The sequence below is a fragment of the Telluria sp. AIW5 genome (genome assembly GCF_056680575.1).
Window position 1 is genome coordinate 3,664,450 of record NZ_CM155289.1, and the last position, 26,170, is coordinate 3,690,619.

Below are 26,170 nucleotides of genomic sequence, written 5' to 3' on the forward strand. Positions count from 1 at the left end.
AAACCGTGTTCTACGCCACCGCAGCCCTGCTGGTCCTGCTGGCCCACCTGGCCTTCGTGCTGTTCGTCGTCTGCGGCGCCTTCATCGTGCTGCGCCGGCCGCGGCTGGCCTGGCTGCACCTGCCGGCGGCCGCCTGGGGCGTGTACATCGAGCTGAGCGGGCGCGGCTGTCCGTTGACGACGCTGGAAAACCTGCTGCGCCTGCGCGCGGGCCTGGCCGGCTACGCAGGTGGTTTCGTCGAGCACTATATGGTGTGGCTGCTGTATCCAGGCGGCCTGACCCGCGCAATCCAGTTCGTCCTCGCCGGCATCGTCCTGCTGGTCAACCTAGTGCTATACGCATTTCTCTGGCTCCGGCGCCCTGGCTCCCCGTAAAGACACTTGCCAGCGCCGCCATCCGGCACATTTCCCACCCTCATGCAAGCAATTCCTGCGCGCCCGCCGAAAAAGGAGGAATGAAGCAGGCCCGGCGACGCGAGCGCTTGCTCAACAGGGGTTGCCGGAGCAATAATGCGGATGTGCTGGCTTATTGTTATTGCTTTTCGTGTGCGTTGTCGATTCGACCGCATGCGAACGTAGCGGGTCGATCGGCGCCTGGCGGTTCGCGGGCGCTTTTTCCTGGTAGCGCTGTCGGTAGTGCTGTCTGTACCTGATCCCTTCGGCGTGACACTCTGCCGCCGCCTGTGTGCGGTGCGGACGCCTGTCGTCCGCATTGCCTGCGGGCGCGGCAGGGCGCGCGTGCGTAACATGGGCCTTGCGAGAAATAAGCCGAAAAGCGAAGCGGAAGAGCGAAGCTGAAAAGCGACGCAGACAAGCGTAGCAAACAAGCAAGATGGCCGAGCGGAATAATCCGAGGGCTACCGGAGGAGACATCATGAATAACAGGAGAACACGTAGTGAGCATTTTTAGGACGAAAAATCTCGATGCCATGGTCGCGGCCAGCCAAAAGCCTGGCGGGCTCAAAAAAGTCCTCGGACCGATGGACCTGATCCTCATGGGTATCGGGGCGATTGTCGGCACGGGTATCTTCGTGCTGACCGGCACCGGCGCGGTCACGGCCGGCCCGGCGCTGACCCTTTCCTTCATCATCGCTGCCGTGGCCTGCGGCTTCGCGGCGCTGTGCTATGCGGAATTCGCCTCGACCGTGCCGGTGGCCGGCTCGATCTACACGTATTCCTATGCCACCCTCGGCGAAATCGTCGCCTGGATGATCGGCTGGGACCTGCTGCTCGAATACGGCCTGGCGACCTCGACGGTTGCCGTCGGCTGGTCGGGCTATTTCCAGTCGCTGCTCAAGGGCGTCGGCGTGGTGCTGCCCGAAGCCCTGCGCGCCGCGCCGGGCGCCGTTCCCGGCGTGCACACCCTGTTCAACCTGCCGGCCTTCCTGATCATGATGGTCCTGACCTTCATGCTCTCGCTCGGCGTGCGCGAATCGGCGCGCCTGAACAACATCATGGTGCTGATCAAGACCGGCGTCGTCCTGTTGTTCATCGTTGTCGGCGTCAACTACGTCAAGCCGGAGAACTGGCATCCGTTCATGCCATTCGGCGCGGGCAGCGTGATGAGCGCCGCGGCACTCGTGTTCTTTGCCTTCATCGGCTTCGACGCCGTCACCTCGGCCGCCGAAGAAGTGAAGAATCCAAGCAAGGACCTGCCTATCGGCATCATCGGTTCGCTGGCCATCTGCACCGTGCTGTATGTGGTGGTTGCCGCGATCATGACGGGCATCGTCCCGTTCCCGAACTTCAAGGGCGTCGACCACCCGGTGTCGCTGGCGCTGCAGTATGCCGGCCAGGACTGGGTTGCCGGTTTCGTCGACCTGGCGGCCATCCTGGGCATGAGCACCGTGATCCTGGTGATGGCCTTCGGCCAGACCCGTATCCTCTACGCCATGTCGCGCGATGGCTTGCTGCCGGCCCGCCTGTCGACCGTGCACCCGAAATACGGCACCCCGTTCTTCGCCACCTGGATGGTCGGCATCGTCTTCGGCCTGATCGCCGCCGTCGTGCCGCTGGACGTGCTGGCCGAACTGGTCAACATCGGCACGCTGGCCGCATTCTCGCTGGTGTCGCTGGCCGTCATCATCCTGCGCAAGAAACGTCCAGACCTGCACCGCGCCTTCCGTTGCCCCGGCGTGCCGGTGGTCCCGGCACTGGCGATCATCTTCTGCCTGGCGCTGATGTCCTTCCTGTCCGCCACCACCTGGATGGCCTTCCTGGTCTGGCTGGTGATCGGCCTGGTCGTCTACTTCGGCTACGCGCGCTCGCGCTCGCTGCTGAACGGCAAGTAAAACGCACGACTGCCCGGCTGGGGCCGGGCAGCGAACACACGAACAACCTGGCCGCCGGCGTCCGCCGTGGCCAGGTTTTTTTTCGTCCCCGCTGTGCCGCCGCAGGCCTCCGCTCAGGCCCCGGCCAGCATGTCCACCGTTGCGCTCCGGGCGCCGAGCGCGGTCATGCGCGCGATCGCCCGCTCGCCATCGCCGGGCGCCACATCCACGGCACGCATCGCCTCCGGCACGATGATCACCTCGAACCCGTTTTCGAGCGCGTCGACCACAGTATTGAGCACGCAGTAGTCGGTGGCCAGGCCGCAGACCACGACCCGGCGCACGTCGCGCGCATGCAACTGGGCCGCCAGGCTGGTGCCGTTGAAGGCCGAGTAGGCGTCCGCGTCGGCGCTATCCGCCTTCGACACGACCACCGCGCCGGCCGGCAAGTCGAGCTGATCGGAAAACGCGGCGCCGGGCGTACCGGCCACGCAATGCGGCGGCCAGGGACCACCGCGCCCGACGAAGGAGCAGTGATTGGGCGGATGCCAGTCGCGCGAAGCGTAAATCGGGAAGTCGCGGCTGTTGAACAGGCTCAGCAGCCGGTTGATCGGGGCCAGCACCGCGTGCCCGTTCGGTACGCCGAGCTTGCCGCCGGGGAGGAAATCGACCTGCATGTCGATGACGAGGAGGGCGTCCTCGGGTGTAAGCGGGAGCGGATACATGCCTTGTCCTGTCGGCTGTTTGATATAGGCAGATTAGCACGACAAAGCCGTATCGGACTGGTGGTGCCACATGATATACTGTATAAAAACACAGTACTTCCCTAAGCCAACATGACCAAGTTTGCCCCCATCGATCTCGCACCACGCCTTCCCGGGCAAGCCGACACCCCGAGCGCCCGTCTCGACGTCAAGATGTTCCGCGTCGCCGACGACCCGATTACCGAGGCGCAGACCGACGCCGAGATCGCCCGCGAATTCATCGGCAACGGCGAACTCAGCCCGAAATCAATCGCCAATAGCCAGAAGGAATTGTTCCGCTTCCTGACCTGGTGCCGCGAAGAAGCGAAGAAAACGCTGTCCCAGCTGAACGTCGCCGACCTGAACGCCTACAAGGAATTCCTGCGCAATCCTCCCGAAGACTGGATTTCGAAGACCAAGTGGCCGCGCAGCGACCCGCGTTACCGCCCCTTTACCGGTCCCTTGTCCGACCCCAGCCGGCGCCAGGCGATGATTGCGGTGAAAGGCTTGCTGGCGTTTGCCGAGCAGACCGGCTACCTGCGGCGCAACCCGGCGGCGATGGTGCGCAATGTGCGTACCCCCATCGCCAGCCGCATCACCCGCTACCTGACGCCCGAAGCAATCGCCCTGGCTGTCGAGACGGTCTCGCGCCGGGTGCCCGATTCGGCGGCCGCCGCCCGGCGCCGTGCACGCGACCGTTTCCTGCTGATCGCATTTGCCCACACCGGTGCCCGCCTGAACGAGCTCGTCAGCGCGAACATGGGCGCGATCTATTCGGAAGGCGACGACCGCTGGTGGCTCGACGTCATGGGCAAGGGAAACAAGCCGCGCCGCTTGCCGGTCCCGGACGAGATGCTGGATGCCCTCCGCCAATACCGGGAAGCCTACGGTTTGCCGCCGTACACGGCGCGCGCGGACCGCATGCCGCTCGTCCTGTCGAGCCGCAGCCGGGCCGTGACCCGCCTCACGGACGAGGCCGCGTCCGAAGCGATCAAGGGCGTCTTCGCCGAAGCCGCGCTGGCCGCCGCCGGTGCCGGCCTGCACGACATCGCCGCCAGCCTGCGCCACGCCTCGGCCCACTGGCTGCGCCACAGCATGCTGACCAACCACGCCAACAACGGCGTGCAACTGAAAACGCTGCAGGACACGGCCGGGCACGCGAACATCGCCACCACGGCGGGCTACCTGCACAAGACCGATCACGAGCGCCACGACGAGATCATCGGCTCGGCCGCCAGGGGTGGCAACGCCGGGAAGAAGGAAAAGTGAGCCCCGTCCGGCGCGGCGCTGCGTCTCCTGCGCCAACCGGTTCCGGATGTTGTACTTCTCCATCCGGTACCGCAATCGCGCATCCCTGGTGAGGGCGGTCACAGGCGTGCCGCCCCTGCGGCCGGGCAGGGCACAAGCAGGGCGCGCCGCGAACCCGGATCGGGGTAGCATGGGCCGGCCCCTCAGGCGGGCCGGGCACTGTTCGAATCCGTTTTTTCATTCATTCACGAAGGAGAGTCGCATGGCAAAGGTACTGGTCCTGTATTACTCCACGTATGGCCACATCGAGCAGATGGCGACGGCGATGGCCGAAGGCGTGCGCGCCGGCGGCGCCGAGGTCGTCGTCAAACGGGTGCCGGAAACGGTGCCCGAGGCGGTCGCACGTCCCGCCCATTTCAAGCTCGACCAGCAGGCGCCGATCGCCACCGTCGACGAGCTGCCCGACTACGACGCCATCGTCATCGGCGCACCGACCCGTTATGGCCGCATGCCGTCGCAGATGGCCGCCTTCCTCGACCAGACCGGCGGCCTGTGGGCCAGGGGAGCGCTGCACGGCAAGGTCGGCGCCGCCTTTACCTCGACCGCGACCCAGCACGGCGGCCAGGAGACGACGCAGTTCTCGATCATCACGAACCTGCTGCACCTCGGGATGGTCGTGGTCGGCCTGCCGTACAGCTTCGCGGGGCAGATGACGCTCGACGAGATCACTGGCTGCAGTCCCTATGGCGCCAGCACCATCGCGGGAGGGCAGGGGCAGCGCCAGCCGAGCCAGAACGAACTGGAAGGCGCGCGGCAGCAGGGGGAACTGGTGGCGAAGACGGCGGTCAAGCTGTTCGGTTGAGCCGGACGGGGCGGCGTATCGCGGGTGCCGGCCCGGTGCTGTCACTCATGCCGGCCCGACCCTGACCGGCTGTGCGTACTTCAATCACGAGGAGGCGCAGCATGTAGTCGATCCAACTTTCATACGAAGGGAGCGGCCATGCAAAGCCAACTGCACCCCGGCCATGCCTGAGCTGTTTGGATTCGATGCATGCTCCCCCAAGGAGATTACCGAGCGGGCGGGACGGTCGGCGTCGCCAAGGCGCAGCTGCCGCTGTTGCCGATCCCAGTCTTGCTGGGCAACCTGATCGGCGGCAGCGTGCTGGTTGGCCTGGTCTACCATCTCATCTACCACGCCGGCCTTCGCGGCGCTTCCGGAAGCAATTGAATGCAGAGCCCGGCGCGGCTGGCGAACGGCCTGCCGACTCCAACTTGCCGTCTCCAGTGCGAGGCCATCCGCACCCGGTACGCGGACGGGATCGCATCCCTGTTTACCCCACCGGAGTCGAACCCGTGAATTGCTAGCGCGTGGTACGACGACAGCAGCTTCTGCCGACGTCGTCGCGCTTGCAAGCGGGAGGCTGCTTGAAACCCGGAGCGACGAAGCTACACTTCAAGGATGTAGGAATTGTCGACGGGAGCTCAGTGTTCAGGAGAATAGTCATGAAAACCCGGACCATGTTCGCTGCGCTGGCAGGCTTGATGTGCGCCGCTTCGTTCACGCATGCGCAACAAGAGGACGAAGGGGGCGGCAAGGATGCCCTGCCCCAGGCGAGTACCGAGAACGGCATCACCTATGTGTGCGGCGGCGTCGGAAGCGATGAGGCCGGGCGGATGAAGCGTGCCGCCCGCGATTATGATTTGATACTGACGTTTGCAACGAACACAGGCAGTTACCTGAGCGACGTCCAGGTCGACATTGCGGACGCCCGCGGCCATTCGCTGTTGAACACCACTTGCAGCGGGCCCATCATGCTGGTCGACCTGCCGAAGGGTGGCCGCTATCACATTCGCGGAGAAATCGAGGGGCGCGCCGCTTCCGGGAACGCGCTGCTCCGGCCCGGCGCGAAAGGCACGCCCCTGCACCTGGTAGTGCCGGCCGCCCAGGGCGAAAGCGGATGAACGGAGGCGATTGCCAGGGCGAGACCGCAGGCGAGCGGCCCGGTTTGCCGCGGGCGGAGAGTCGCCTGCGGGGCCGCGCCCGGCGCCTCCCGCCGCCAACCCGTCCGTTTGCCTGACCGGACCAGCGTGCCTGCGCTTCGCGGCCGCAGCGTTCCACACCCGGCCGCTGGCGATCACTGGCATTGCTTGCGCATCATTTCCATGTGCTGCTGCTGCATGCCGGGCGACATTGCGCCCATTTCCCGGGGCATCATGGCCTGCCGCGCCTGCTCATTCGGGGCGTCGCGCATGCCGCGGTAGCGCGCGCACATCGTTTCCGTGTCCGCCGGCCCCATGCCGCCGGTCATATTCGCACCCATTCCTCCCATGGCGGACTGCTGGCCCGGAGAGGGCGCCATCGCATCCACCGAGCGTCCCGGATGATGGCGCTGATGGTCCTGGCCTTCTTGCATCGAGGCGCAGGCAGCCAGGCCCGCCCCCGCGAGCAGCATTGCAAGAACACGCATCGGATTGATTGGACTGGTCTTCATGGTCGCACTCCCGGTTGTTTGAAGAATGTATAGCCCGCGTGAACAAACTATTGGTCATAGTGCGGCTCCCGTCAAGCGGCGCCTGACGGTGTCGCGCGCGCCACCGGCCACAGTCCGCAAGGTGAACCCGGGGCGGGCTCCGACGACCGGCATGTCGATTGTCATGTGGACCATGATTGCCTCCTGCAGGGTGCAAAACCCGATGGCTGCCTAGACGCGGCGCCTGGCGGGAAGTGCGGTTCGATTCACGTCACGGCCCGGGGCGCAATCCCGAGCGCGCGCTCGACCTCAACCAGGTTGCGCACCGTGGCCACGACCGAATCGGGATTCAGGCTGATCGAATCGATCCCCTGTTCCACCAGGTAGCGCGCCACTTCCGGATAGTCGGACGGCGCCTGGCCGCAGATGCCGACGTGGCGGCCGTTGCGCTTGGCGCCAACGATCGCCTGGCGCAGCATCTCGAGCACGCCCGGGTCGCGCTCGTCGAAGTCGAAGGCGACCAGGTCGGAATCGCGGTCCACCCCGAGCACGAGCTGGGTCAGGTCGTTCGAGCCGATCGAGAAGCCGTCGAAGAGGGCGGCAAAGGCGTCGATCTGGATCACGTTGTTCGGGATCTCACACATGACGTAGACCTCGAGCCCGTCGCGGCCGCGTTCCAGCCCGTGCTGCGCCATCGCTTCCAGCACCCCGCGCGCCTCCTGCACGCGGCGGCAGAAGGGGATCATCAGGCGCAGGTTGGCCAGGCCCATGTCCTCGCGCACGCGCCGCATGGCCCGGCATTCGAGCGCGAAGCCCTCCGCGTAGGCGGGATGGGCATAGCGCGCGGCGCCCCGAAAACCCAGCATCGGGTTCGCCTCCACCGGCTCGAAAGCGGCGCCGCCCAGCAGGCTGGCATATTCGTTGGTCTTGAAGTCGGACATGCGCACGATGACCGGCTTGGGCCAGAACGCCGCCGCGATGGTGCCGACGCCCTCGGACAGTTCTCGCACGAAGAAGTCGGCCGGGGAGGGGTAGCCGCGGGTGCGCCGGGCGATCTCGGCGCGCTGCGCCGCGTCCTCGACCTTTTCCGGATGGACCAGCGCCATCGGGTGGATGCGGATGTGCTCCGCGACGATGAACTCCATGCGTGCCAGTCCCACCCCGTCGTTGGGGAGGAAGGAAGTGCGCAGCGCCGTCTCGGGATTGCCGATGTTGACCATGATGTGGGTGCGCGGCATCGGCAGCGCAGCCAGGTCGGTGCTGGTCTTGCGAAAGGGCAGGCGACCCGCATACACGTGGCCGAGTTCACCCTCTGCGCAGGACAGGGTCACCTCGTCGCCGGTGCGGATGGCCGTGGTGGCGTCGCCGCAGCCGACCAGCGCCGGCACGCCGATTTCGCGCGCCACGATGGCGGCGTGGCAGGTGCGGCCGCCATGGTCGGTCACGACGCCCGCGGCCGTCTTCATGACCGTGCCCCAATCCGGCATCGTGGTCGAGGCGACCAGGATTTCTCCCGGCTGGAACCGCCCGAGCTCGTCCGCATGGGCGACCACGCGCGCCGTGCCGCTGGCGATCTTGCCGCCTACCGCGCGGCCGGACGCCAGCACGCCGCCGCGCGCTTCGAGCCGGTATTCGTCGAGCTCGGTGCCCGAGCGGCGCGACGCCACCGTCTCGGGCCGTGCCTGGACCAGGTACAGCTTGCCGTCGAGGCCGTCCCGCGCCCACTCGATGTCCATTGGTACCGGATGCCCGGCGCGCTTTCCGTAGTGTTCTTCGATGCGCAAGGCGGACGCGGCCAGTTCGAGGACGGCATTGTCGTCAAGGCAGAAGCGGGCCTGCTCCTCCGGCGTGGTGGGCTCGTTGCGCGTGGCCGTCCCGCTGGCGGGCGCGGCGTAGACCATGCGCACTCCCTTGCTGCCCAGCGTACGGCGCAGCACCGTGCGCTTGCCGGCGCGTAGCATGGGCTTGAAGACCGTGAACTCGTCCGGGTCGACCGTACCCTGCACCACGTTTTCCCCGAGCCCGTAGGCGCCGGTCACGAGGACCACATCGCGAAAACCTGTTTCGGTGTCGAGCGTGAAGGCGCCCCCCGAACAGTCGAGGTCGGAACGCACCATTTTCATCACCCCCACCGACAGCCAGACCTTGAAGTGGTCGAAGCCGTTCTCGATGCGGTAGACGATCGCGCGGTCGGTGAACAGGCTGGCGAAGCAGCGCCGCACGCTCTCGAGGAGCGCCGCCTCGCCCTCGATGTGCAGGTAGGTGTCGTGCTGGCCCGCGAAGCTGGCGGTGGGCAGGTCCTCGGCCGTGGCGGAGCTGCGCACGGCCACGGTCAGCGTGTCGCCATACTCCGCGCGCAGTTCGCCATAGGCCGCGAGGATGGCCGCCTCGAGTTCCGGCGGCAGCGGCGCGCCATGCACGAGCGCGCGCGCCTGCGCGGCGCGCCGCGCCAGGTCGTCGACCCTGGCCGGGTCGAGGCCGTCGAGTGCGGCATGCAGGGGCTCCCAGGCGCCGGCGTGGTCGAGCGTTGCCCTGTAGGCGGCGGCGGTGACGGCAAAGCCGTTCGGCACCCGGCAGCCCTGACTGCCCAGTTCGCTATACATCTCGCCGAGCGAGGCGTTCTTGCCGCCCACCAGGGGCACGTCGCCGATGCCCAGTTCCGAAAACCAGCGAATGTATGCAGGCTGGGTGTCCATTGTATCCTCCTCTGTGTGGCGAAAACCGGTTTTTCGATGAGCGGGCGGACAGGGTCCTTAGCGCAGGCCGAGCATCTCGATCAGCGGCGCGTCCTGCCAGTAAATGTCGTCGGCGAACAGGACGCGGCCGCCGCGGTCGGTCACCGCGGTGGCATAGAACAGGACTACCGGCACGGGCGTCGGCAGGGGCAGGGTGCGCGTCCTGCCGCTCTTGATCGCCGTCTCGATGCCGTCCTCGTCCCAGCGCTGCCGATCGGCCAGCACGAAGCGCGCCAGCGCCACCGGGCCTTCGACGCGGATGCAACCATGGCTCAGGTCGCGCCGGCTGCGCTCGAACAACTCCCTCGACGAGGTAGAGTGCAGGTAGATGTTCATCGGGTTCGGCATGGCGAACTTGAGCGCTCCGAGCACGTTGCGCGCGCCCGGCCTCTGCCGGACCCGCGCCGTGCCGGCGCGCAGTGCGGCCAGTGCCGCGCCCGAGGCCGGCAGTACCCGGCCGTCCGCCGCCACCAGCTCCATGTCGTTCTGCTGGAGATAGGCCGCACTGCGCGCCAGTTTCGGCAGGATCTCGCCAACCGCGATGCTGCGCGGCACGTTCCAGTACGGGTTCAGTTCGAGGTAGCGCATCTGGCCAATGAACAGCGGCGTGGGCGTGCGGGCGGCGGTGCCGACGATGATGCGCATTTCGAGAGGCGGGGCCGGATCGGCCAGGCTGCTGTCGAAGGCCCAGAGGCGGTAGGCCGGCAGGTTGACCGCCACCATCCGCCCGGGCGGCAGCGGCGGCAGCCAGCGCAGGCGCTCCAGCGTCAGCGCAAGCTGCGCGACGCGGTGCGGCAGGGGCACCGCCAGTGCGGCCAGCGTGCGCGGCCCGAGCACGCCGTCTTCGGCGAGTCCGTGGCGCGCCTGGAAGCGGCGCACGGCGTCAGCCAGCGTGGCAGTGTAGACGCCCGGGTCGAGCTCGCCCCCGGCACCGTCCGCGTCGAGATCGCCCAGTATCTGCAGGCGTTCACGCAGCAGGTCCGCGCCCGGGTAGCTGACGCCGGCGGCGCTGCCGGCTGGGGCGGGCAGCGCCGGCCATTGCGGATGCAGGCGCGCAAGTTCCCGATAGTGGGCGAGGCTTGTCATCACCCTCGAATAGAGCGGGATGGCCGGCACGGCGGCCTCCACCATTTGCTCGAGGCGCCCCTCCGCGAAGGCCCGCGCCAGCAGCGCTGCCGGGACAAATCCGGATGCATCGCCTGCGCTGCGGTAGGCCGAGGGCGCGCGCCCCTGGTGCAGGTCGGCCAGGTAGCGGGCCAGGGCATCGCTCAGGTCGCGCTCGAACGCCGCGGCATCGTCCCGATTACGCGGCCCGTCGAGCCGGCGCGCCAGGTCGGCGGCGCCGTAGCGTTCCGGGTCGAGGCCATGCGCATCGGCATTGTCCAACAGCCGCAGGGCAATGCGCGCCTGGCTCGCGCCATCGGCGAGCCAAGGCAGTTGAGCGGAAGTGGCCGCGGGCGCCTGCGCGGCGGCGAGCGCCAGCAGGACGACGAGCAGGGCCGCCTGCACGCAGCGGAAGGTGCGCCAGGCAAGTCGTGGATCGGTTTTCATGTCGCGCAGGGCAGGGCATGCATTGAATCGGCACCTTTCTCGTTTAACCGCGCGATGGCAGACTTGTTCACGATAGGTGGATATCGAGCTTTTTGCCATTGATACAGATCAAAATTCAGCAAGTATCTGTGCGCGCATTTCGCGTTGGGCCTGGTGGCGGTGGTTTGATATGCCTCAATCCGCATGCACTGCCGCACGCCATGCTGGGCTGACCCACCGGCATGCAGCCGGCATGCTTGCCCTCCCACGGAGATGCTCATGAGTGCAATCCCTCCCGGCAGTGTGTGCCGGCCGCTGTCGCCCGCCACGCTGACCGAGTCCTTTTCGTTTTGCACCGGCATCGAGAACAGCGCCCCGGTCGTTACCGGCCCCGATGGACGCCGGCATCGTATCGGTTTCGTCGGCGAAGCTGCCCGACTGGCTGGGCGATTTCCAGAATCCGGAGTTTCCCGCCTTCTTCGCCGAATACGCGCCCGCCTTCGCTCGCCGTTATCCCTGGGTCTGGCTGTACACCCCGGTCAACGAGATGCTGGTGACCGCCGAATACTCGGCCCTACGTGGCTACTGGAACGAACAGCTGGCCGACGACCGTGCCTTCGCCACCGCGCTGGCCACGTGGTCGAGGCCAATCTGCGCGCCGCCGAGGCGATCGGCGGCGTGTGCGACGCCTGGTTCGTGCAGAGCGAGACGACACGCTATTACCATCCCCATGATCCGCGCGCCGTGGTTCGCTCCGCTTACCTGAACGAGCACCGCTTCCTCTCCCTCGACCTGAACTACGGCAAGATGCCCTGTCCGGAGATGGTCGACTACCTGCGCGCGAACGGCTGGCGGACGCACGCTCCGACACCTTCATGCGGCACCGCCCGTCGCGCGCACGCAGCGTCATGGGAACCGACTATGACGAAGGCAGCGAGCAGGTCGTCCATCCCGACGGCAGCACGCGCGGATCGAACGTGCTGGGCTACCATGGCCTGACGCGCCAGTACTACGAACGCTACCGGCTGCCTGTGATGCACACGGAAACCAACCAGCCGCAAGACCTGAATGCCGCCTTCTGGCTCGAGCGCCAGTGGGCAAACGTGCTGCGCCTGCGCCAGGAGGGCTGCCCGATCATCGGCTTCACCTGGTACAGCCTCGCCGACCAGGTCGACTCGGACATCGAGCTGCGCGAAGCGCGCGGCCATGTCAACCACAACGGCCTGTACGACATGGAGCGCCGCATCCGCCGCGCCGGCATCGAGTACCGGCGCATCATCCGCGACTGGAGCGGGGTACTGGCCGACAGCGGCGCGGAATGCGGCCCGATCCGGCTCGGGGTGTAAGCCGGTTGGCGCCCGCGGTTGCCTCATCCTGCCCGCGCGGGCGGCGCGGGCGTCCGCGCCAGCACCGTTCGGTTGCGCCCGCTCTCCTTGGCCTGGTAGAGCGCCGCGTCGGCCGCGCGCAGCAGCGCTTCCCAGCCGCTGTGCTGCGCATCCAGCACGGCGACGCCGGCGCTGACCGTGAAGCGCATTGTCTCCTCCCCGGCCGGCAGGCGCAGCGCGGCGACGGCGGCGCGCATGCGCTCGGCGCAGGCCATGGCCTCGCCGGCGCCGGTCTCCGGCATCACGCAGACGAATTCCTCGCCCCCGAGGCGGCCGATGTAGTCGCTCGCGCGCAGGTTCTCCTTGCAGGCCGCTACCAGGGCGCACAGTGCCCGGTCTCCGGCCGCATGCCCCCAGGTGTCGTTAACGCGCTTGAAATGATCGATGTCGAGCATCGCCAGCGCCAGGGGACGGTCGTAACGGCGCGCCAGCGCCAGGTCGTGCTGCGCCAGTTCGGTCACGTAGCGGCGCGACAGGGCGCCGCTCAGGCTGTCGTGACGGACCGCGTCCAGCACCGCCTGCTCGACCAGGAAGGCGCGGCGCCGCAGCTGCAGGGTGGCCAGCGCCACGCACAAGGCGAGCGGCCAGGACAGCGCGTACAGGAGCAGCACATGCAGACGCGGGTCTGTCGGCAGGTTCAGCCCGGCCAGCAGCGCCAGCAGGAGCGAGGGCGGCAGGGTGGCCAGCATGAAGCGGCGCGGGCGCGGCTCGACCAGGGCGAGCAGGAACAGCGACCCCGTCAGTCCCGGCAGGGCCAGCACCAGGCCGTCGGGCAGCATGGCCGCGCACGTCACCATCGCTCCGACATGGGTCGCATACAGCCAGGCACAGCGCAGGCCGGAATTCCAGCGCTGACTCCCGGCAGCCCAGGCGGGCGCGCCGAGCAGCACCAGGGCCACGCGGATGCGCACCGTCACAGGCGCGCGCGCGGCGTCGATCCAGGCGTCCCAGGCCGCGAACAGGACCACGAAGAGCCCGAATACCGGGCCCAGTACCGGCAACAGCCGGGCGATGCCGGCATCGAGCTGGCTGTCGAACGCGGCGCCGAGTTCACCCGGCAGCGGCTGGAACAGGTGGTGCAGGGCGGGCACGGCATTGGCCGGTATGGGTGGCGGTCGAGCAGGCATGGTCTCCCCTGGGCGCCGGCGGGCGTGGCATCCAGCATCGGCGCCGGTCCGGCGTCATTCTTTGATTTGAATCAAATGCGGACAGGAGGCGCGAGCGCTACCTTGGGTCAAAGCGCTTCACGCGCCATCCGGGAGGGCCATGAACCGAACTTCGCCACGCCGCGTGGGGGCGGTCGCACTGGGCGTGCTGCTCGTGCTGGGCGCGGCATGGGGCTGGCGCGGCATGCGTCCGCCGGCTCCGGATGCCGGCTTGGTGAGCGGCAACGGCCGCATCGAGGCGACCGAAATCGACATCGCCACCCAGCAGCCCGGGCGGATTGCCGAGATCCTCGTCGACGAGGGCGACCTCGTGCGGGCGGGCCAGCTTGTGGCCCGCATGGACCTGGCGGCGCTGCAGGCCGCACGCGACGAAGCGTTGGCGCGGCTGCAGCAGGCGCGCGATGGCGTCGCCGCGGCGCGGGCCGGGCTGGCCGTGCGGCGCAGCGACGAGACCGCAGCGGCGGCCCTGGCCACGCAACGGCTCGGCGAACTGGACGCGGCAGAACGGCGCCTTGCGCGCTCGGCCGCCCTGGCCGGGGCCGGCGCGGCAGCGGCCCAGGAACTCGACGACGACCGCGCGCGGGTCGCCGCCGGCGCGGCGGCGGTGGCGGCGGCCAAGGCCCAGCGCGAGGCCGCCCGTGCGACCATCGATGCCGCAGCGGCCCAGACGGTCGGAGCGCATTCGGCGGTCGCCGCCGCGCAGGCGACGCTGGCGCGCGTCGAGGCCGAGCTGCGCGAGGGCATGCTGGTAGCCCCGCGCGCGGGGCGCATCCAGTATCGGGTGGCCCAGCCCGGCGAAGTCCTGCCTGCGGGCGGCAAGGTGCTGAACCTGATCGACCTGGGTGATGTCTACATGAGCTTTTTCGTACCGGAAGCGGTAGCCGGCCGTCTCGCACTGGGTGCCGAAGTGCGCCTGCGGCTCGACGCCGCCCCTGACTTCGTCGTGCCGGCCGCGCTCACCTACATCGCGAGCACGGCCCAGTTCACGCCAAAGTCGGTCGAGACCGCCAGCGAGCGCGAGAAATTGATGTTCCGCGTCAAGGCCCAGGTCGACCGCGCGATCCTGGAGCGGTATGCCAGGCACGTGAAGGCAGGCGTGCCTGGCGTGGCCTTCATCCGGCTCGACCCGCGCCAGCCCTGGCCGCCGGAACTAGCGCTGCGAGGGGCGCAATGAATGGCGCGGTGAGCGGCAGCGCGCCGGCCGCGGCGCGGGTTGCCGGCCTCGTCCTGCGCTACCGCCAGGCCACTGCGCTCGACGGCATCGACCTGGTGGTGCCGGCCGGCGCCCTGACCGGGCTGGTCGGCCCGGACGGGGTCGGCAAGTCGAGCCTGCTGGCGGTGCTGGCGGGCGCACGCCGGGTCAGGCAGGGCAGGGTCGAGGTACTGGGCGGCGACATGCGGCGCGCCGGGTGGCGCGCCCAGGCCTGCCCGCGGATCGCCTACATGCCCCAGGGGCTGGGGCGCAACCTGTACCCGACCCTCAGCGTCGAGGAAAACCTGCAGTTCTTCGCGCGCCTGTTCGGCCAGGCGCCCCAGGCGCGGCGCGCGCGCATCGACTTGCTGGCGCAGGCGACCGGCCTGGCCCCTTTTCTCGGCCGGCCTGCGGGGCAGTTATCAGGGGGGATGAAGCAGAAGCTGGGCTTATGCTGCGCACTCATTCATGAGCCCGACTTGTTAATCCTCGACGAGCCGACCACGGGCGTGGACCCGCTGGCGCGCGTGCAGTTCTGGGAACTGATCGCCGCGATCCGGAGCGCACGCCCCGGGTTGACGGTACTGGTGGCGACTGCCTACATGGACGAGGCCAGCCGCTTCGATCGCCTGGTCGCCCTCGATGGCGGCCGGGTGTTGGCCGAGGGATCGCCAAGCGAACTGCTGGCGCGCACCGGCCGCGCCACCCTGGAACAGGCCTTTATCGCGCTGCTGCCCCCGGCCCGGCGCACTGGCGGGCCAGTGGCACCGCACCCCGCGCCGCAGGCGGCCACCCGGCTGCGGGTCGACGCCGGCGTTCCGGCGATCGAGGCAAGCGGGCTGTCGTGCCGCTTCGGCGACTTCGTCGCGGTGCGAGACGTCAGCTTTCGCATCGGCCGCGGCGAAATCTTCGGATTCATCGGTTCCAACGGCTGCGGCAAGACCACCACCATGAAGATGCTGACCGGCCTGCTGGCGCCCAGCGCTGGCGAGGTACGCCTGTTCGGCCAGGCCGAGGCACACCGCGATCCGCAAGCGCGGCGCAGGGTCGGCTACATGTCGCAGGGCTTTTCTCTGTACGGCGAACTGACCGTGCGCCAGAACCTGCTGCTGCACGCGCGCCTGTTCGACCTGCCCGAGGCGCAGGCGGCCACGCGTTGCGCTGCACTCGCGCAGCGCTTTGGCCTGGTGCCGGTGCTCGACGCGTTGCCCGGCCGGCTGCCCCCCGGCATCCGCCAGCGCTTGTCGCTCGCGGTGGCGCTGGTACACGGGCCCGAGCTGCTGATCCTCGACGAACCGACCTCGGGCGTCGACCCGGTAGCGCGCGACGGCTTCTGGGAGCAGATGCTGCGGCTGGCGCGCCAGGACGGGGTCACGATCTTCATCTCGACGCACTTCATGAACGAAGCAGAGCGTTGCGACCGCGTGGCCCTGATGCATGCGGGCCGCGTGCTGGCCAGCGGTACGCCCCGGGCCCTGCGCGAGGAACGCGGCGCGGCGACCCTGGAGCAGGCCTTCATCGCCTGGCTGCGCGAAGCGGCAGGCGAGGGCGACGCCAATCGACCGGCCGCCTGGCCGGCGCGCGCGTCACCCGGCCGCGGCCGCGGGCCGATGGGCGGGTGGCTGATGCGCGCCGCGGCCTGCTGCCGGCGCGAGACGCTGGAACTGGCGCGTGATCCGGTGCGCGCCGCGCTGGCGATGCTCGGCTCGCTGCTGCTGATGGTCGTCATCGGCTACGGCATCGGCATGGATGTCGAGGACCTGCGCTACGCCGTCCTCGACCGCGACCAGACCGTGTTGAGCCGCGACTACGCCGCCGGATTCGCCGGTTCCCGCTATTTCGTCGGGCGTCCGCCCCTGTCCGGCTATGACGAGCTTGACCGGCGCATGCGCTCGGGCGAACTGGCGCTGGCGATCGAGATACCGCCCGGCTTCGGGCGGGCGGTCGATGCCGGCCGCCCGGCGGAAGTCGGCGCCTGGATCGACGGCGCCAATCCGGTACGCGCCGAAACCGTGGGCGCCTACGTGGAAGGCTTGCACCGGCACTGGCTCGATGGCCGGGCCGGACCCTCCGGGCCGGAGACGGTGGCGGTCGCGATCGAGACCCGCTTTCGCTACAATCCCGACCTGCGCAGCCTGCCGGCCATGGTGCCGGCGATCATCGCCATCCTCCTGCTGAACCTGCCCGCGATGCAGGCCGCACTGGCCGTGGTGCGCGAAAAGGAACTCGGCTCGATCGTCAACCTGTACGTGACGCCCCTGCGCCGCAGCGAATTCCTGCTTGGCAAACAGGCGCCCTACGTGGTGCTGGCCATGGTCAATGCGGTCCTGATGACCGGCGCCGCCGTGGGCCTGCTCGGCGTGCCGCTGCGGGGAAGCGTCGCGGCCCTGCTGGTCGCGTCTTTCCTGTTCTGCATCTGCTCGACCGGAATCGGCCTGCTCGCCTCGAGCTTTACCCGCAGCCAGATCGGCGCCATCTTCTTCACGATGATCGGCACCATGCTGCCGGCCATCCAGTTCGCCGGACTAATCAACCCGGTGACGGCGCTGCAGGGCGCGGGCCGGGCGATCGGCGAAGCGTATCCGGCCTCGCACATGCTGACTATCGCGCGCGGCGTGTTCAGCAAGGGGCTCGGCTTTAACGAGCTGATGCCGGATTTCCTGGCTTTGCTGGCCGCCGTGCCGGCGATACTGGGTCTGGCAGTCCTTGCGCTGCCGCGCCAGGAGCGCTGACCGTGGCAGCCCTGTCGCTGCGCAAGGTCTGGCGCCTCGGCATCAAGGAGCTATGGAGCCTGGCGCGCGACCCGGTGATGCTGGTACTCATCGTGTACAGCTTCACGGCCGGCGTCTATGTCGCGGCCACGGCCCAGCCCGACACGCTGAGCCGCGCCGCGCTGGCGATCGTCGACGAGGACGCATCGCCCTTGTCGCTGCGCATCCGCGCAGCCTTCGCACCGCCGCAGTTCATGCCGCCCGAGGCGATCGCACTCGACGCGGTGGACGCCAGGCTGGACCGGGGCCGCGCCACATTCGTGCTGGTGATCCCGGCGGGCTTTCAGCGCCGCGTGCTCGCCGGACGCGATGCCGCGCTGCAGCTGAACGTCGATGCCACCCGCATGAGCCAGGCATTTACCGGCAGCGGCTACATCCGCGCAATCGCGCTCGGCGAAGTCGCCGCCTTTCTCGGGGCGGGGCGTAGACAGGTGCCGCCGGTCGCCCTGGTGCTGCGCGCGCGTTTCAATCCCGCGCTGACGCCGGCCTGGCTTGGCGGATTGATGGAGATCGTCAACAACATCACCATGTTGTCTGTGATCGTGACCGGCGCGGCCCTGATTCGCGAACGCGAGCACGGCACCGTCGAGCACCTGCTGGTGATGCCGGTCAGCCGCCTCGAGATCATGGTCGCCAAGCTGGTGGCCATGGCTGCGGTGGTGCTGCTGGCGGCAGCCCTTGCGCTGCTGGCGGTGTTGCGCGGGCTCCTCGGCGTCGGGGTGCAGGGTTCGCTCGCACTGTTCATGGCCGCCACCCTGGTGCACCTGTTCGCGACCTGCTCGCTGGGCATCCTGATGGCGACCGTTGCGCGCAGCATGCCGCAATTCGGCATGTTGGTGATCCTGGTGCTGCTGCCGCTGGAAATGCTGTCCGGCGCGAACACGCCGCGCGAGAGCATTCCCTACCTCCTGCGCCAGGCGATGCTGCTGGCGCCGACCACCCATTTCGTCGAGGTGAGCCAGGCGATCCTGTTTCGCGGCGCCGGGCTCGAGACCGTATGGCGGCCACTGTTGGCCTCTCTGGGGATCGGCGCCGTCCTGTTCGGCGCAGCGCTGGCGCGCTTCGGCAAGGCAATGCGCGCCGGCTGATCCGGTTCAGGGTGGTGGCGCCACCAGGCGCGCCGGCGCGGCCGGCGGCATCGCGCCGGGTTGGCCCAGCAGCGCGGCCAGGGCGGCCAGCACCTGCCGTCCCAGCACCAGGTCGCCACGCTCTACCTGCGAGGCGGTCCGGTGCAGCGCGCACAGGATGACGGCGTGATCGGCGCGGCGTGGACGCAGGCAGGCATCACCGACCAGTTCGAGCAGTGCCTCTTCGTGGCGGAACGCGGCTTCGACCGCAGCCACTAAGCCGGGGAAGTGCCGGGCGAAATTGGCGTCGGTGCCGGCGCGCAGCACGCCGATGCGGCCCAGCAGCAGCCTGCGCCGGTGGCGCAGCGCCGCGCAGGCCATTTTCGGAGGCATCGCGATATGACGGAACTTCATGGCTTGCCCCGATGTCTTTCGATTGAAGGGAATAGTGTCCGGGGAGGGAAGCAGTTATTCTTTGATGCAGATCAAAGACGCCCGAATCCAGGCAGCCGCCGGCGGGGTGGCTCCGTTCTCCCGTTCGGCACGGGACCCCGACCGCGGCAAGGTACCCGTGCTAGTATCGCCGCTGTACCTGCGTGGCCTTCCTGAACCGAAAGATTCGGAGCCGTCACCATGTTCATCGAAAAGATCTTCGTTGCCACCGACGGTTCCGACCTGGCCGTGCGCGCGGCCCAGGTGGCCGCGCTGCTGGCCGGCACCGGCGGGCGGCACCTCGTCGCCTTCTCCGTCGCGCAGCCGCGCTTTTCGCTGCCGGCCGAGGCGATCGGAAACTTCGACGCCGGCGCCGAAGTACGCCGCGCGCTGGAGGCCGCACGTGCCCATGTCGCCACCGTGGCCCGGATCGCGCACGATGCCGGTCTTGCGTGCGACACCTGCACCAGGATCTCGACCACACCCGGTCTCGAGATCGTGCGCGCTGCGCGGGAGCAGGGCTGCGACCTGATCGTCATGGGCGCGCACGGCCCCGCCGATGCCAATCCGCTCTTTACCGGCAGCGTCGCCCAGCACGTGCTGGCCTGGTCGACCATTCCGGTGCTGGTCTTGCGCGACCCCGGGGAGGCGGCCAGGCCCGAGTACGGCGAGGACAACCATGGTCCAGCGGGCACGGATAGCCCAGGGCGGCCTGCGCCTGCGTAGGCGCTGTGAATCTCCGCTTCGACGATGCTTGCCGGCCGCGGCAGCGTGAGCGCTTTGCGTGACACCGCACCTTGAACGTATCACCCGGTCGGTACTTTGACGACCAGCCTTTCCAGGAGTCTGATCTGCTCCTGTTGAATCTCCAGCAGGCTGCTCCACTGACCCTCTCTCAACAGATCGATCTTCTCGTGCAAAAGCATGATTTCGAGCTCGGCTTTCAGGTTGACTTCATAGCATAGCGGACGAGGAAAAACGAATTCAATCCTACCTGGCAGACCAGGACGGCCGCAAACAGTCCGATGAATTTCCATGAGCCGCCAAAGCCTGCCACTGCATCGGCTGCGCGTTGCCCCAAGGTGATACTCGCCGCGGTTTCCTTTGACATGTCCCTGGCGATATGCGTTCGGTCTGCAACGTGGCGAGCGACACGCTTCGTTTTTTCGTCAAGCGTATCGTAGGATGCGCCGGGGAGTGCGAGAGCAATGTCGTTGGATTTCGCCTTCATGTTCGCTCACCTTTGAAAAGTCAGGACCGCGTCGACGGTATCGATCCCGAGCGCAGTGGCTGGGACTATCCTCAATCATCATGGATGCAACCGGGTTCCCTGATGGCTTTCCCGGTTCAGAGGGGGGCGGTCGTCAGAAGGCCTTCCATCCCTTCGTAATCGAGCAACTCGATCTCGCGCTTATGCAAGGCGATCCATCCCTCATTGCGAAAGCGCCCAAGCAGGCGGCTGATGGTTTCGATTGTCAATCCAAGGTAGTTAGCGATATCGGCGCGCGACATGCGCAGGCGGAACCGCCGCCCTGAATACCCACGCTCGGCGTACCGCGACGACAGGTCAAGCAGCAGGCTGGTAAGGCGCTCGGCCCCATTCATGTTCGCATACAGCAGTACCGCTTGTTCGCGTACGATCTCGTGGCTCAATGCGGAATGGAAGCGCTGCATCAAGGGTGCGGAATCGAGCATTGCTTCCTGGAGCCTGCCATAGGGGAGCTCCCATACTTCGCAGTCCTCGAGTGCGCACATCGTCGATGCGTGTCGTCCTGTGTAAATCGCATCCAGGCCCAGCAGTTCGCCGCTCATGTGGAAAGCGGTGATATGCGGCTGCCCCCGGTGATCGGGCCGCGACGATTTCAGATGGCCGAAACGGACCGCGTACACCATGGCAAAGGGCTGGTCCCTGCGGAACAGGACGTCGTCGCGCAGCAGGCGCCGAGGATACACGGCCAGCCGATCAAACCGAAAGATGTCATGGACGCCGATAGCGAATGGAAAACACAGGTCACGGACAGCGCGGTCCGGACTATTCGCGACCGGCCGGGCTGGCGCAATCATGCGGGCCTGGAACATCGGATCATTCATACGTCCCCCATGGACCATGAGCGGCCAATGGGTCAGTATGCGGGAAACAGGGGGAGGGGGCAAGCCTGCCTGACCTGTCATTTCGCTTCGCCAGGTTACTGATCTTCGCGTATCACACCGCTAGCTGTCGACTTTTTGATCTGACGCACACTTTTCGTGTTGTGCAACGCAATAACATCGAGTTTAGCCGATACCTCATTTCCCTAGGAGAACCCTATGAAAAGCGTGAATGGAACCCGTATGACACACACAGCAGTGCTTGGAATGCTGGCCCTGCTTGCCGGGGCGGTCGATGCGCAAACGACTGCGCCGCCTGACGGCGGGCAGGTTGCCGACACAAGTTCATCCGCCGAAAGGCAGGAAGCGCGCGCAGGCACTTATGTGACGGACGCCACCGCGGTAGTACTTGACCTGGCAAGCGACCCTCGCATGCACCCGCTGCTTCAGCGTTCGAAAGCTGTCTTTATCGTTCCATCCTACGGACGGGTCGCGCTCGGCGTCGGTGCCAGCGGCGGGACTGGCATGTTGCTTGCAAGACGCGCCGACGGCACCTGGAGCAGCCCCGTGTTCTATAACACGGGTGGCCTTAACGTCGGCCTGCAGGTGGGAGCAGAAGGGGGTGCCGTTGCTTTCTTGCTCATGAATGATAAGGCTGTCCGTGAATTTACGAAGAAGAATAACTTCTCGCTCAATGCGAAGGCCGGGTTGACGATTTTCAACTGGACAAAGCTGGCGCAGGGTTCGGCAGGCACGGGCGACATCGTCGCCTGGTCTGGCACCAAAGGTTTGTTCGGTGATCTTGCGACGGTCGAGCTCAACGACGTGCGTTTCAATCAGAAGCTTACAAATGCGTATTACAAGCGCTCGCTGTCGGTCAGCGACGTCATTGCCGGTAACGCGAACAATACGCAGGCCGATTCACTGATGAAAGAACTGGTCGCGGCGGCGACGCGCTAAGCCCGAGCTGCCTGTTCAAGAAACCGCATGTGGGCCAGCCTGCCATGCTGGCGAAGTCAAAGGAAGCAGACATGAGCAAAGTTGCGTTGGTAACCGGGGGGACCCGCGGTCTCGGAGCAGCCATTTCCAAGACGCTGCAGGATGCCGGCTACAAGGTGGCTGCGGTATTTCACCGCGACGAGGAAACTGCGGCAGCGTTCTCGGATCAGTCGCGCATCCCTGTTTTCTGCTGGGATGTGGCCGACTATGCAGCGTGTGCGGATGGCGTCGCCCAAGTCCAGCGCGAGCTGGGACCGGTCGACGTCCTCGTCAACAATGCGGGGATTACGCGGGATTCTACCCTCCATCGAATGACACCAGAGCAGTGGTGGGAAGTCATCCAGACGAACCTCGGCTCGATGTTCAACATGAGCCGCCACACTATCGGTGGCATGCGGGAGCGCGGCTATGGGCGCATCGTCAACATCAGTTCCATCAACGGGCGCAAGGGACAGGTCGGACAATCGAATTACGCGGCCGCCAAGGCCGGAATCTTCGGTTTCACGAAATCGCTTGCACTGGAAAATGCACGGAAGAATGTGACAGTCAACGCGATTGCACCCGGCTATTGCGACACCGCGATGGTCGCCGCACTCGCTCCGGACGTGTTGCAGGCAATCGTGTCAGGTATACCTGTCGGCCGGCTCGGCACCCCTACGGACGTGGCCCGGGTTGTCGCCTTCCTGGCCGACGAGCAGGCTGCTTTTATCACTGGGGCCACATTCGACGTCAACGGCGGCCAGTACCTCGCGTAGCCATTACCTCTCACTCCTGGCCAGCGATGGTAATCCGTCGTTTGGGATTGCCTGTAGCGGCCACGAGCTGAAAACATAAGGAGTCTTACGCCGTAGTGAGAGGAGCCTGATCTGCTCAAGAGAAGGAAACCTTATGGATCATCTTGATCTCGATCAAATTTTGTATTGTCCATGCGCGTACCCTGTCATGGATGCAGCGCAAAGATCAGCGCGGCCGTGAGTCCATGGGCGACTTGTGTTCGCCAAACAGGCCGCGCCGACTTTATTCATACCACCATCGAGGAGCACACCATGGCAGGCAATCTGACCCGTTACGACCCCATCCGCGACATCATGCGCATGGACCCGTTCCGCAGCATCGAGGAATTCATGCGCGAATTCCCCATGTCCTCCAGCTTGCGCAGCATCGACGCCGAACGCGCCATTCGCCTGGACGTATCGGAAACCGAGCAGGCCTACACGGTCAAGGCCGACATGCCTGGCCTCAAGAAGGAGGATATCAAGGTCTCGGTCGAGGGCAACCGCGTGGCGATCAGCGCGACGATCCAGGAAGAGAAAGAGCAAAAAACCGGTGGTACCCTGTACACCGAGCGCTACAGCGGTTCGCAATACCGCAGCTTCAGCCTGCCCCAGGAAGTCGACGATACCAAGACCGAAGCGAAATACCAGGATGGCGTGCTGCACCTGACCCTGCCCAAGAAGCCAGGCACGGCGCACAAGCAGATCTCCGTGCAGTAAGGCAGGGCAGCGTCCGGGCGAGGATGCCGTGGCCGGCTCGTCGATGAGGGCGATGCTGCTGGACGCGCCCGGCCGGCCGCTGCGGCTCGCGCGCTTGCCGGTGCCGCGTCCATCGGGCCGCGACATCCTGGTGCGGGTCACTGCCTGCGGCGTTTGCCGTACCGACCTGCACATTGTCGATGGCGAACTGGCGCCCCACCTGCTGCCATTGGTGCCCGGCCACGAGATCGTCGGCGTGGTCGCCGGCGCAGGGGCGCAGTCGTCGCGCTTCGCGGCGGGCACACGCGTCGGCGTGCCCTGGCTCGCCGGCTCCTGCGCTGCCTGCCCGTACTGCGCGCACGGACGCGAGAACCTGTGCGAACGCGCGCTGTTCACGGGGCATGACCGGCACGGCGGCTTTGCCGAATATACGCTGGCCGACGAGCGGTATTGCTTCGAACTGCCCCCCGTCTACGATGACATCCACGCTGCGCCGCTGCTGTGTGCCGGCCTGATCGGCTACCGCGCGTATGCCATGACCGGCGCCGCGCGGCGGCTCGGCCTGTACGGCTTCGGCGCCGCCGCCCACCTGCTGGCCCAGCTGGCGCTGCGCCAGGGGCGGGAGATATTCGCCTTCACGCGTCCCGGCGACCTGCGTTCGCAGGACTTCGCGCTGTCCCTCGGTGCGCGCTGGGCGGGACCGGCCGCCGCGCCGCCGCCGGCGCCGCTGGACGCCGCCATCCTGTTCGCCCCGGCCGGCGAGTTGCTGCCGCTGGCGCTGGCGGCCACCGCCAGGGGCGGCACGGTGGTCTGCGCCGGCATCCACATGAGCGACATCCCGTCCTTCCCGTATGCGCTGCTGTGGGGTGAGCGCTGCGTTCGCTCGGTGGCGAACCTGACCCGTGCCGACGGCGCCGCCTGGTTCCGCGCGGTCGCCCATGGCGAGGTGGCGACCACGGTCGTGCCCTACGCGCTGGAAGCGGCCAACGAAGCCCTGGCCGACCTGCGCGCGGGCCGGATCGACGGCGCCGCGGCCCCTCATGCCGGCACTGCAGGCATGAGGGGCCGCGCCGCCCGGCCGCTTGCGCTAGCCCGGCGCCCCGCCGCTGCCGGCGCGGGTACGCCAGAGCGAGAACGCGATGCCGGACAGGATCAGTACGGCCGTGACCGCAAGTGACAGAGTAGCCGGTACCTTGCCGTCGAAGACGAGGTCGCCGATGAAGATCTTCGAGCCGATGAACACCAGCACCGCCGCCAGCGAATACTTCAGGTAGACGAAGCGCTGCACCATCGCCGCCAGCGCAAAGTAGAGTGCGCGCAGGCCGAGCACGGCGAAGATGTTCGAGGTGTAGACGATGAAGGGGTCGCTGGTGATGGCGAAGATGGCCGGTACGCTGTCCACCGCGAACACGACGTCGGTCGCCTCGACCATGCACAGCGCCAGGAACAGCGGCGTCGCGTGCAGCAGGGGCTTGCCGGCCGCATTCGGGACGCGCGCCAGGAAGGCGTTGCCGTGGAGTGAATCCGTCACCCGCAGGTGGCGCCGCAGCCAGAACAGGATCGCGCTGTCGCGGATGTCGTCGCTGCCGGTCGTGACGAAGAACATCCGGATGCCGGTCACCACCAGGAGCGCCCCGAAGATGTACAGGGTCCAGTAGTAGCTTGCCACCAGCGCCGATCCGGCGCCGATCATGACGCCGCGCGTCAGGATGACGCCGACGATGCCCCAGAACAGCACGCGGTGCTGGTAGGCGGGCGGGATGGCCAGGGTGGCGAAGATCAGTGAAATCACGAAGATATTGTCGAGAGACAGGCTTTTCTCGATCAAGAAGCCGGTGTAGTACTGGAGTCCCTTCTCGCCGCCGAACTCGTGGATCACCCACAAGCCGAACAGCAGGCCGGCCGACAGATACAGGGCCGAGAGCTTCAGGCTCTCGGCCACCCCGATGACATGGTCCTCACGGTTGAGCACGCCCAAGTCCAGCACCAGCAGCAGGACCACGACCGCGAGGAACACCAGCCAGGTCCAGGCCGGTGCGCCGAGCCATAATACGGTGAGCCATTCCATGATTTTCTCCCGTCAGAGCGCGTTATCCGCAACGTGGTTCGTTCCATGCGGCTGGCGGAACCAACGGCGCGCCGCGCGCCTGACCAGCAGCGTTTCGCGGCTGTCGAGCAGGCCGTCGGCGTGCACGATGTCGAGCATGGTCTTGAGCATGCAGATCTGCAGCAGCGGATCGCGCACCTCGCCCAGGATCGCGTCCAGGCAGCCGGCATCGATCTCGACCAGGCCGGCGGGATGCCGCGGCGCCGCTTCCAGCAGGTCTTCGCAGACTTCCTGGATGGCGCGGTCGAACGTGTCGCCGTCCACCCCGGCCTGCCGGAGGAAGGGCGCACTGTTGAACGCGCGGACTTCGGACGGACTGACATGGCCGTCCACGATCATCGACAGGGCCAGGATGCGCGCCAGCGCCTCGGGGCTATCGGTGGCATGGCTTTTCATTGCGTTCTCCTCGGGTGAATGGTGTGCATCCAATGTAGAACGGGCCAAGCCAAAAATAAATTCGATTAAACTGGGCGAATCGCCAACCTAAACTGAGGT

26 protein-coding genes are annotated in these 26,170 nt (G+C 67.1%); 16 read left to right on the top strand and 10 right to left on the bottom strand.

All coding sequences use genetic code 11. The features are described 5' to 3' along the window. Positions 1–5: 5 nt before the first annotated feature. Complete coding sequence (locus AC1MEM_RS16210) at positions 6–374, top strand: DUF2784 domain-containing protein (RefSeq protein ID WP_499472147.1); 369 nt, start codon at positions 6–8, stop codon at positions 372–374. A 521-nt stretch (positions 375–895) separates the two neighbouring features. Beyond that, on the top strand, positions 896–2,290 hold the full coding sequence (gene bcaP / locus AC1MEM_RS16215) for a branched-chain amino acid transporter BcaP (protein ID WP_499472149.1): 1,395 nt from the start codon (positions 896–898) through the stop codon (positions 2,288–2,290). A gap of 113 nt (positions 2,291–2,403) precedes the next feature. Here bcaP and AC1MEM_RS16220 read toward each other — a convergent pair whose 3' ends face one another. Further along, entirely contained in the window at positions 2,404–2,994 is a 591-nt protein-coding gene (locus AC1MEM_RS16220) for a nicotinamidase (RefSeq protein ID WP_499472151.1), read from the bottom strand. A 111-nt stretch (positions 2,995–3,105) separates the two neighbouring features. Here AC1MEM_RS16220 and AC1MEM_RS16225 point away from each other — a divergent pair, with 111 nt between their 5' ends. The 4 genes from AC1MEM_RS16225 (at position 3,106) to AC1MEM_RS16240 (ending at position 6,222) form a co-directional block, all read left to right on the top strand. After that, complete coding sequence (locus AC1MEM_RS16225; RefSeq protein WP_499472153.1) at positions 3,106–4,281, top strand: tyrosine-type recombinase/integrase; 1,176 nt, start codon at positions 3,106–3,108, stop codon at positions 4,279–4,281. A gap of 241 nt (positions 4,282–4,522) precedes the next feature. Continuing rightward, entirely contained in the window at positions 4,523–5,122 is a 600-nt protein-coding gene (gene wrbA, locus AC1MEM_RS16230; RefSeq protein ID WP_499472154.1) for an NAD(P)H:quinone oxidoreductase, read from the top strand. Between the two features lie 189 nt (positions 5,123–5,311). After that, positions 5,312–5,488 (top strand): hypothetical protein, encoded by a 177-nt coding sequence (locus AC1MEM_RS16235; RefSeq protein WP_499472156.1) that lies wholly within the window; start codon positions 5,312–5,314, stop codon positions 5,486–5,488. A gap of 275 nt (positions 5,489–5,763) precedes the next feature. Beyond that, positions 5,764–6,222 carry a carboxypeptidase regulatory-like domain-containing protein gene (locus AC1MEM_RS16240; protein WP_499472158.1) on the top strand — a complete coding sequence of 153 codons (459 nt, stop codon included), beginning with the start codon at positions 5,764–5,766 and terminating at the stop codon, positions 6,220–6,222. A 173-nt stretch (positions 6,223–6,395) separates the two neighbouring features. Here AC1MEM_RS16240 and AC1MEM_RS16245 read toward each other — a convergent pair whose 3' ends face one another. The 3 genes from AC1MEM_RS16245 to AC1MEM_RS16255 all read right to left on the bottom strand — a co-directional run bounded on the left by AC1MEM_RS16245 (position 6,396) and on the right by AC1MEM_RS16255 (position 11,017). Then, entirely contained in the window at positions 6,396–6,752 is a 357-nt protein-coding gene (locus AC1MEM_RS16245; protein ID WP_499472160.1) for a hypothetical protein, read from the bottom strand. Between the two features lie 245 nt (positions 6,753–6,997). Beyond that, positions 6,998–9,427, bottom strand: a complete 2,430-nt coding sequence (gene ppsA, locus AC1MEM_RS16250) for a phosphoenolpyruvate synthase (protein ID WP_499472162.1) — start codon at positions 9,425–9,427, stop codon at positions 6,998–7,000. A gap of 57 nt (positions 9,428–9,484) precedes the next feature. Then, the gene (locus tag AC1MEM_RS16255; RefSeq protein WP_499472164.1) at positions 9,485–11,017 is read right to left on the bottom strand and encodes a L,D-transpeptidase family protein; all 1,533 of its coding nucleotides are present in this window, start codon (positions 11,015–11,017) and stop codon (positions 9,485–9,487) included. A gap of 373 nt (positions 11,018–11,390) precedes the next feature. On the opposite strand from AC1MEM_RS16255, the gene AC1MEM_RS16260 reads away from it, so the two are divergent. Both AC1MEM_RS16260 and AC1MEM_RS16265 read left to right on the top strand, forming a co-directional pair. Beyond that, entirely contained in the window at positions 11,391–11,762 is a 372-nt protein-coding gene (locus tag AC1MEM_RS16260) for a hypothetical protein (protein WP_499472166.1), read from the top strand. A gap of 109 nt (positions 11,763–11,871) precedes the next feature. Then, the gene (locus tag AC1MEM_RS16265) at positions 11,872–12,342 is read left to right on the top strand and encodes a hypothetical protein (RefSeq protein WP_499472168.1); all 471 of its coding nucleotides are present in this window, start codon (positions 11,872–11,874) and stop codon (positions 12,340–12,342) included. A 23-nt stretch (positions 12,343–12,365) separates the two neighbouring features. Here AC1MEM_RS16265 and AC1MEM_RS16270 read toward each other — a convergent pair whose 3' ends face one another. Further along, on the bottom strand, positions 12,366–13,508 hold the full coding sequence (locus tag AC1MEM_RS16270; protein WP_499472170.1) for a GGDEF domain-containing protein: 1,143 nt from the start codon (positions 13,506–13,508) through the stop codon (positions 12,366–12,368). Between the two features lie 139 nt (positions 13,509–13,647). Between AC1MEM_RS16270 and AC1MEM_RS16275 the strand changes: the two genes are divergently transcribed. From AC1MEM_RS16275 to AC1MEM_RS16285, 3 genes are read left to right on the top strand one after another with little or no spacing between them, the layout of a single operon-like run. Next, positions 13,648–14,721: an HlyD family secretion protein gene (locus AC1MEM_RS16275; RefSeq protein ID WP_499472172.1), complete on the top strand. Its 1,074-nt coding sequence runs from the start codon at positions 13,648–13,650 to the stop codon at positions 14,719–14,721. Further along, the gene (gene rbbA, locus AC1MEM_RS16280; protein ID WP_499472174.1) at positions 14,718–17,471 is read left to right on the top strand and encodes a ribosome-associated ATPase/putative transporter RbbA; all 2,754 of its coding nucleotides are present in this window, start codon (positions 14,718–14,720) and stop codon (positions 17,469–17,471) included. The genes AC1MEM_RS16275 and rbbA overlap by 4 nt, the downstream gene beginning before the upstream one ends. A 2-nt stretch (positions 17,472–17,473) precedes the next feature. Continuing rightward, positions 17,474–18,598, top strand: coding sequence for an ABC transporter permease (locus tag AC1MEM_RS16285; protein WP_499472176.1), 1,125 nt, complete (start codon positions 17,474–17,476; stop codon positions 18,596–18,598). 6 nt (positions 18,599–18,604) lie between these two features. Here AC1MEM_RS16285 and AC1MEM_RS16290 read toward each other — a convergent pair whose 3' ends face one another. Beyond that, entirely contained in the window at positions 18,605–18,991 is a 387-nt protein-coding gene (locus tag AC1MEM_RS16290) for a hypothetical protein (protein WP_499472177.1), read from the bottom strand. Between the two features lie 219 nt (positions 18,992–19,210). Between AC1MEM_RS16290 and AC1MEM_RS16295 the strand changes: the two genes are divergently transcribed. Further along, the gene (locus tag AC1MEM_RS16295) at positions 19,211–19,735 is read left to right on the top strand and encodes a universal stress protein (protein ID WP_499472179.1); all 525 of its coding nucleotides are present in this window, start codon (positions 19,211–19,213) and stop codon (positions 19,733–19,735) included. A gap of 217 nt (positions 19,736–19,952) precedes the next feature. Here AC1MEM_RS16295 and AC1MEM_RS16300 read toward each other — a convergent pair whose 3' ends face one another. Both AC1MEM_RS16300 and AC1MEM_RS16305 read right to left on the bottom strand, forming a co-directional pair. After that, positions 19,953–20,240: a hypothetical protein gene (locus AC1MEM_RS16300; RefSeq protein ID WP_499472180.1), complete on the bottom strand. Its 288-nt coding sequence runs from the start codon at positions 20,238–20,240 to the stop codon at positions 19,953–19,955. 116 nt (positions 20,241–20,356) lie between these two features. Further along, on the bottom strand, positions 20,357–21,100 hold the full coding sequence (locus tag AC1MEM_RS16305) for a helix-turn-helix domain-containing protein (RefSeq protein ID WP_499472181.1): 744 nt from the start codon (positions 21,098–21,100) through the stop codon (positions 20,357–20,359). 216 nt (positions 21,101–21,316) lie between these two features. Here AC1MEM_RS16305 and AC1MEM_RS16310 point away from each other — a divergent pair, with 216 nt between their 5' ends. The 4 genes from AC1MEM_RS16310 (at position 21,317) to AC1MEM_RS16325 (ending at position 24,745) form a co-directional block, all read left to right on the top strand. Further along, positions 21,317–22,057 (top strand): lipid-binding SYLF domain-containing protein, encoded by a 741-nt coding sequence (locus AC1MEM_RS16310; protein ID WP_499472183.1) that lies wholly within the window; start codon positions 21,317–21,319, stop codon positions 22,055–22,057. Between the two features lie 71 nt (positions 22,058–22,128). Further along, positions 22,129–22,851 (top strand): acetoacetyl-CoA reductase, encoded by a 723-nt coding sequence (gene phbB, locus AC1MEM_RS16315; RefSeq protein ID WP_499472185.1) that lies wholly within the window; start codon positions 22,129–22,131, stop codon positions 22,849–22,851. Between the two features lie 291 nt (positions 22,852–23,142). After that, positions 23,143–23,589 carry an Hsp20/alpha crystallin family protein gene (locus AC1MEM_RS16320; protein ID WP_499472187.1) on the top strand — a complete coding sequence of 149 codons (447 nt, stop codon included), beginning with the start codon at positions 23,143–23,145 and terminating at the stop codon, positions 23,587–23,589. A 43-nt stretch (positions 23,590–23,632) separates the two neighbouring features. Continuing rightward, complete coding sequence (locus AC1MEM_RS16325; RefSeq protein ID WP_499472189.1) at positions 23,633–24,745, top strand: zinc-binding alcohol dehydrogenase family protein; 1,113 nt, start codon at positions 23,633–23,635, stop codon at positions 24,743–24,745. Here AC1MEM_RS16325 and AC1MEM_RS16330 read toward each other — a convergent pair. Both AC1MEM_RS16330 and AC1MEM_RS16335 read right to left on the bottom strand, forming a co-directional pair. Beyond that, positions 24,656–25,636, bottom strand: a complete 981-nt coding sequence (locus AC1MEM_RS16330; protein ID WP_499472190.1) for a TerC family protein — start codon at positions 25,634–25,636, stop codon at positions 24,656–24,658. The two genes, AC1MEM_RS16325 and AC1MEM_RS16330, sit on opposite strands and share 90 nt — an antisense overlap. A 12-nt stretch (positions 25,637–25,648) precedes the next feature. Then, positions 25,649–26,071 carry a tellurite resistance TerB family protein gene (locus AC1MEM_RS16335; protein ID WP_499472191.1) on the bottom strand — a complete coding sequence of 141 codons (423 nt, stop codon included), beginning with the start codon at positions 26,069–26,071 and terminating at the stop codon, positions 25,649–25,651. Positions 26,072–26,170 lie beyond the last annotated feature (99 nt).